The 6,833-nt window shown below is 50.6% G+C and carries 6 protein-coding genes; 1 reads left to right on the top strand and 5 read right to left on the bottom strand.

Annotated features, from left to right (window positions below):
- The coding region (locus RTK32_RS16775) for a glycosyl hydrolase family 18 protein (RefSeq protein ID WP_312045966.1) at positions 1 to 1,675 on the bottom strand (1,675 nt) is incomplete at its 3' end.
- 549 nt (positions 1,676 to 2,224) lie between these two features.
- On the opposite strand from RTK32_RS16775, the gene RTK32_RS16770 reads away from it, so the two are divergent.
- Positions 2,225 to 2,671, top strand: a complete 447-nt coding sequence (locus tag RTK32_RS16770) for a winged helix-turn-helix domain-containing protein (protein ID WP_312045964.1) — start codon at positions 2,225 to 2,227, stop codon at positions 2,669 to 2,671.
- A 142-nt stretch (positions 2,672 to 2,813) separates the two neighbouring features.
- Here RTK32_RS16770 and RTK32_RS16765 read toward each other — a convergent pair whose 3' ends face one another.
- The 4 genes from RTK32_RS16765 to atpA all read right to left on the bottom strand — a co-directional run.
- Complete coding sequence (locus RTK32_RS16765; protein WP_125289177.1) at positions 2,814 to 3,233, bottom strand: F0F1 ATP synthase subunit epsilon; 420 nt, start codon at positions 3,231 to 3,233, stop codon at positions 2,814 to 2,816.
- A 24-nt stretch (positions 3,234 to 3,257) separates the two neighbouring features.
- Complete coding sequence (gene atpD, locus RTK32_RS16760) at positions 3,258 to 4,640, bottom strand: F0F1 ATP synthase subunit beta (protein WP_125289176.1); 1,383 nt, start codon at positions 4,638 to 4,640, stop codon at positions 3,258 to 3,260.
- 32 nt (positions 4,641 to 4,672) lie between these two features.
- A complete protein-coding gene (gene atpG / locus RTK32_RS16755; protein WP_312045961.1) occupies positions 4,673 to 5,542 on the bottom strand; it encodes a F0F1 ATP synthase subunit gamma in 870 nt (289 codons plus the stop codon).
- A gap of 54 nt (positions 5,543 to 5,596) precedes the next feature.
- On the bottom strand, positions 5,597 to 6,833 hold a 1,237-nt coding region (gene atpA / locus RTK32_RS16750; protein WP_312045959.1), incomplete at its 5' end, for a F0F1 ATP synthase subunit alpha.

The following is a 6,833-nucleotide window of genomic DNA, read 5'->3' as shown; positions in this document are numbered from 1 at the left end:
TGATCACAGCAGTTGGCGTGGTGTCATCGCCTGGCGTTGGTTCCGGGGTCGGTTCCGGCGTTGGTTCTGGAGTCGGTTCCGGCGTTGGTTCTGGAGTCGGTTCCGGGGTCGGTTCTGGAGTTGGTTCTGGTGTTGGGTTTTCACCATCTATATTGATACCTTTAAAATAGAAAGGCGACATATCAATTTTCTGCTGCACAATCTCACAGCCCATACCTTCACGACCGGCGTTAACCAGTAGACCGTTATCGTTATCGATGGTCCAGGTGAACAGACCACCCAGGCCTTTTTCGATCACGTAACGCGCTTTTTCACGTACGGTGCGTGGTGTATCAATAGAGTGGAAAACTTTAGAGGTTGGGCTGTACAGGTAATCTGCACAGGCTTCGTCATCGGTATAAACGTTATAACCGTTGCGGCCGCACTGGTTTTCCAGATCCAGGTAGTTGCTGATGACGTCATAGTATTCAACGCAGCCGGATTCGAATGTACCTGGCATAGTGCCTGTGCCATCGTATGTCCCTTCCAGTGGTGAGAAGGATGTGATGTCACCGCCTTTCGCACTGCGCGAATAACCGGCGTAACCAATATTAATAGCTTCAGGATTCACACCCAGAGTCAGCAGATACTCAACGGCTTCTTCCAGACTGTAGGTGGTGTTTTTGGTTTTATACAGGTTAGCGTGATGATCCAGACCTGCCGCCCAAGGCGTACCGAAGAAGTCATAAGTCATCAGGTTAATGCCCTGCAGGCCCACTTCCAGCAGACCTTTGATATTGGAATGCTGAAGCACATCTACGTTAGCAGAAGAAGCAATACTGATTTTTACATGGCCCATGCCGTTTGCCTGCAGCGCCTTGTTCAGGGTGCCGATCAGCTTAACGTAGTTCGCGCCGTCTTCCGGGCCATATGGGTTACCGGCACCGGCTGCATTTGGATATTCCCAGTCAATATCAATTTCAGAGAACATGGGAAAACGCTTGATGAAATCAATAATGCTGGCGACCAGCGTATCGATTGCGCTCTGGCTTTTCGCCAGCTCGTGGAAGATTTCACTCATGGTCCAGCCACCGAGGCTGAATGAGAGCGCCAGGTCATGACCCTGCGCTTTCGCTTTCTTCTGCAGATCGCGCATCGCGCCCAGCACACCTTGCAGGTTAGGGTGATTCTGATAAAAACAGTCACCTTCGCCATCGGCCGGATAAGTAGTACCCGGACCAAATCCGAACGCTTTCCAACCACTGAAACCGCAGTTAACGTAAGCCTGACAGTCGGCCCACGGATCCAGAATGGTCATTTCATACAATTTTTTACCGGTCCAGGCTGCTGCCTTATCGATGTGTTGTTTATTAACACCTTTATCACCAACGATACCGATAAAGCCAAAAATAATTTTATCGTAAGCAGTCGGATCCAGTTTAGTGATATCAATACCACGTCCACGCCGATTTTTAGGGATAGCGCCACTATTCTCATTCTGGCGCTGATCGTATTGCGCCCATTCGGTGTAGTAACCAAACACTTTTGGTTTGCCCGCTGTTTTATATTTGTTATATACACGTTGCGCTACACGGCCAGAAGTATAACTAAATTCTGAAGTATTGGTTTTTGGATCAAAACCATCATTCTGATATGACTGCTCAGTCAGGGTATCTCTCTGAACTAACTTACTCATGGTGAATCCTTATCAGGTAAAAGTTAACTGCAGTTTATGCCAATGGCTATCCATGGCAGACAGACTTTGCCCCGACACAAAAAGACTTGCCAGTTACAAATAAAGAATAACCCTTGTTTTCTCGCTTTATTTTTATGAGAAACATGAATAATCGATATATCCCTGAACAGGGCGACACACCAGATAGTGATATCGATGGGCCTCTACCCGTAAGGCCACACTCTCTTTTATCAATGGTAGATAAACAATAATTAGAATCTCTCGTAACATAGCATACGGCCCAACCGCTTCAGACCCTTTACTGACGCGGTTGAGCACCTTTCAGCCCCCACTTTTTACAATCCACCTGCTAATAATTACAATCCAATATTGTCTTTTCTACTGTTATATTCCTGCCACCAAAAGAAGAAGAAACGAGCAGAACGACAACTGCTAAAAATAATATATCCTGAAACAAACATTAATCAGAACTTGTAGAGACTGTGCGGGTCTTTTTACTAAATAATTTTTAAATCCATTACGAGTCATCCCACTAAACAGGTTAAGGTCATGAACGAAGAAATTTACCTCGGTAATAATATTTATTTTTCAGAAGAAAGAAATCATTTAATTAACGGCAATATTACATTAACCATTAGCGAAAAAGAGAAAAAATTACTGAGCTTTTTCCTTCGTAATCCAGAAAAAGAACTCACAAAAAACCATTTGATTACGGCAACCTGGGAGAATCGGGCCGCTACTATTGATGATGCTAATCTGACTCAGCTGATCTATAAAATACGCCGTGATTTAGCCGCAGTAAATCTCAGGAACTGTATTAAAACCCTCCCTGGAAAAGGCTATATTTATATTCCGGAAAAAAACAAAGCCGTGCAGGAACACGTTATAGAGGAAGCTATCGGCAGCAAGACTGAATGCTTCATCTGCTCAGCGTTAACTATCACAGCAGTCGTGATGGCATTTTGTACGCTTTGCTTCTTTTTGTGGCATAACTGAAGCATTATTGTTCAGTTTAATTACAACATTAAATGTAAGCTGATTACTAAGCGACTTTCGTTCAGTCAGATATACCTTAGTGACTTCAACAATAAAAAAATGCCAGACAGAAAACTGCCTGGCATTTCTGCTTAAACCTGAATTACATCGCTTTTTTGGTCAACTCGATCACGCGCAGTTTGGCGATCGCTTTAGCCAGTTCAGCCGACGCGGCAGCAAAATCCACATCGCCGTGAGAGCCACTCATGTGCTCCTCGGCTTTGCGTTTCGCTTCCATCGCACGGGCCTCGTCGAGGTCAGTTCCGCGAATCGCTGTATCAGCCAGCACGGTAGCCGCGCCTGGCTGGACTTCCAACATGCCGCCGGAGAGATAGATATACTCTTCGTCACCCTGTTCTTTAACGATGCGAACCATACCAGGTTTAATGGCGGTCAGCAGCGGGGCGTGTCCAGGATGGATACCCAGTTCGCCTTCGCTACCTGACACCTGGATACGCTGTACAGTGCCAGAGAACATCTGCTGTTCTGCACTAACTACGTCCAGGTGAAAAGTCATAGCCATAATTAACCTCCCGGGAAACCGTTATTACAGTTTCTTCGCTTTTTCCACGGCTTCTTCGATGGAACCAACCATGTAGAAAGCCTGCTCTGGCAGATGGTCGAATTCGCCGTCCATGATGCCTTTAAAGCCACGGATGGTATCTTTCAGCGACACATACTTGCCCGGAGAACCGGTGAAGACTTCTGCCACAAAGAACGGCTGAGACAGGAAGCGCTGCATCTTACGAGAGCGAGCAACCACCAACTTGTCATCTTCAGACAGCTCGTCCATCCCGAGGATAGCGATGATGTCTTTCAGTTCCTGGTAACGCTGCAGCAGAGACTGGACGCCACGAGCCACGTCGTAGTGTTCCTGACCCACAACCAGCGGATCCAGCTGACGGCTGGTAGAATCCAGTGGATCAACCGCCGGGTAGATACCCAGAGACGCGATCTGACGGCTCAGTACCACGGTTGCATCTAAGTGAGCAAAGGTGGTGGCTGGCGATGGGTCAGTCAAGTCATCCGCAGGGACGTAAACGGCCTGTACGGAGGTGATAGAACCGGTTTTGGTTGAGGTGATACGTTCCTGCAGAACGCCCATCTCTTCCGCCAGCGTTGGCTGGTAGCCTACCGCTGATGGCATACGACCCAGCAGCGCGGACACTTCGGTACCGGCCAGGGTGTAACGATAGATGTTATCGATGAACAGCAGAACGTCACGACCTTCATCACGGAATTTTTCCGCCATGGTCAGGCCAGTCAGGGCAACGCGCAGGCGGTTTCCTGGTGGCTCGTTCATCTGGCCGTAGACCAGAGAAACTTTGTCGATAACGTTAGAGTCGGTCATTTCGTGGTAGAAGTCGTTACCTTCACGGGTACGCTCGCCCACACCAGCAAACACGGAGAAACCTGAGTGCTCAGCCGCAATGTTACGGATCAGCTCCATCATGTTTACGGTTTTACCTACACCCGCGCCGCCGAACAGACCCACTTTACCGCCCTTCGCGAACGGACACATCAGGTCGATTACCTTGATACCGGTTTCCAGCAGCTCCTGAGAGTTGGACTGGTCTTCGTATGAAGGTGCAGAACGGTGGATCGCCCAACGCTCTTCTTCGCCGATGTCGCCTTTCATGTCGATTGGCTCGCCCAGCACGTTCATGATACGGCCAAGCGTCGCGGTTCCTACCGGTACTTCGATTGGGTGCGCAAGGTCAGCTACTTCCAGACCGCGCTTCAGGCCGTCAGAAGAACCCATTGCGATAGCGCGAACCACGCCACCACCCAGCTGCTGCTGTACTTCCAGCACCAGACGGGCATCACCATTTTTAGTCTCAAGCGCGCTGTACACTTGTGGTACTGCGTCCTGAGGAAATTCGACGTCAACAACGGCGCCGATTACCTGGACAATTTTTCCAGTAGCCATCTTGAATCCTCTACCTAATTCATTAAACCTGGTTAAACCGCGGAGGCTCCACCGACAATCTCGGTAAGTTCCTGGGTGATGCTGGCCTGACGAGCTTTGTTGTATACCAACTGCAGCTCTTTGATCAGGTTTCCGCCGTTGTCGGTCGCAGCTTTCATCGCCACCATACGCGCGGCCTGCTCGCTGGCCAGGTTTTCTACAACACCCTGGTAAACCTGAGACTCGACGTAGCGACGCAGTAACGTGTCCAGCAGCGCTTTCGGATCCGGTTCATACAGATAATCCCAGGTGCTCTTTTTCACTACGCCATCTTCCGGATCTGCTGGCGGTAACGGCAGCAGCTGGACGATTTGCGGAGACTGGGACATGGTGTTGATAAATTTGTTGCTGACGACATAGAGCTTGTCGATACGACCTTCGTCGTAAGCCTGCAGCATGACTTTTACCGGGCCAATCAGATCGGACAGGGAAGGCTTGTCGCCCATGCCCGTAACCTGAGCAACCACGTTGCCGCCGACAGCGCCGAAAAACGAAAGACCTTTGGAGCCGATAATCGCCAGATCGCTCTCGACGCCTTTATCCGCCCAGCCTTTCATATCAGCCAGCACTCTTTTGAACAGGTTAATGTTCAAACCACCACAAAGCCCGCGGTCGGTAGACACGACCAGGTAGCCGACGCGCTTAACGTCGCGCTCCTCCAGGTAAGGGTGCTTGTATTCCAGATTGCCTAACGCAATGTGACCAATCACTTTGCGCATGGTCTCTGCATAAGGACGGCTGGCCGCCATGCGTTCCTGCGATTTACGCATTTTGGAGGCGGCGACCATTTCCATCGCTTTGGTGATCTTTTGCGTATTTTGAACGCTTCCGATCTTACTACGTATCTCTTTTGCGCCGGCCATAAGCTTCTCCTCAAAGCCTTGCGGCCTGCCCCGGAAGGGACAAGCCGCCAGACATTACCAGGACTGGGTTTTCTTGAACGTTTCGAGCAGAGCTTTCAGCTTCGCTTCGATATCGTTGTTGTAGTTACCCGCCTGGTTGATTTCAGCCATCAGCTCGCTGTGGTCGCGATCTGCATAGGCCAGAAGCGCTGCTTCGAAGCTGCCGATTTTCGCCAGCTCAACGTCGTTCAGGAAGCCACGCTCGGCAGCAAACAGCACCAGACCCTGCTGCGCTACGGACATCGGCGCATACTGTTTCTGTTTCAGCAGCTCGGTCACTTTCTGACCGTGGCTCAGCTGTTTACGGGTTGCTTCGTCCAGATCGGAAGCGAACTGAGAGAACGCTGCCAGTTCACGATACTGTGCCAGTGCGGTACGGATACCACCGGACAGTTTCTTGATGATCTTGGTCTGAGCAGCACCACCCACACGGGATACAGAGATCCCTGGGTTAACCGCCGGACGAATACCGGAGTTGAACAGGTTAGTTTCCAGGAAGATCTGACCATCGGTAATCGAGATTACGTTGGTCGGAACGAACGCGGAAACGTCGCCAGCCTGAGTTTCGATGATCGGCAGCGCGGTCAAAGAACCGGTTTTACCTTTCACTGCACCGTTAGTGAAACGCTCAACATAGTCGGCGCTCACGCGGGAAGCACGTTCCAGCAGACGGGAGTGGAGGTAGAACACGTCACCAGGGAAAGCTTCACGACCTGGCGGACGGCGCAGCAGCAGGGAAACCTGACGGTATGCAACAGCCTGCTTAGACAGGTCATCGTATACGATCAGCGCGTCTTCACCGCGGTCACGGAAGTATTCGCCCATGGCGCAACCTGCATACGGAGCCAGGTACTGCAGCGCAGCAGATTCAGAAGCGGTAGCGACAACTACGATGGTGTTAGCCAGCGCGTTGTGTTCTTCCAGCTTACGTACCACGTTAGCGATGGTAGAAGCTTTCTGGCCGATAGCCACGTACACGCACTTGATGCCGGAATCACGCTGGTTGATGATCGCATCGATCGCCATCGCGGTTTTACCGGTCTGACGGTCACCGATGATCAGCTCACGCTGGCCACGGCCGATTGGAATCATCGCATCCACAGACTTATAACCAGTCTGTACAGGCTGATCAACGGACTGACGGTCGATAACGCCTGGCGCAATCACTTCGATTGGCGAGAAGCCGTCGTTATCAATGGCGCCTTTGCCATCAATAGGTGCACCCAGGGTGTTCACCACACGACCCAGCAGG

It is taken from the genome of Erwinia sp., from assembly GCF_031978025.1.
Classification (GTDB): Bacteria; Pseudomonadota; Gammaproteobacteria; order Enterobacterales; family Enterobacteriaceae; genus Erwinia.
The sequence above is the reverse complement of the archived record's forward strand: the minus strand, read 5'-3'. Positions and strand labels throughout refer to the sequence as shown.

Bases quoted from the DNA above. Each gene is read 5' to 3' on its own strand.
- RTK32_RS16770 (WP_312045964.1), top strand. From the start codon at position 2,225: ATGAACGAAGAAATTTACCTCGGTAATAATATTTATTTTTCAGAAGAA.
- RTK32_RS16765 (WP_125289177.1), bottom strand. From the start codon at position 3,233: ATGGCTATGACTTTTCACCTGGACGTAGTTAGTGCAGAACAGCAGATG.
- atpD (WP_125289176.1), bottom strand. From the start codon at position 4,640: ATGGCTACTGGAAAAATTGTCCAGGTAATCGGCGCCGTTGTTGACGTC.
- atpG (WP_312045961.1), bottom strand. From the start codon at position 5,542: ATGGCCGGCGCAAAAGAGATACGTAGTAAGATCGGAAGCGTTCAAAAT.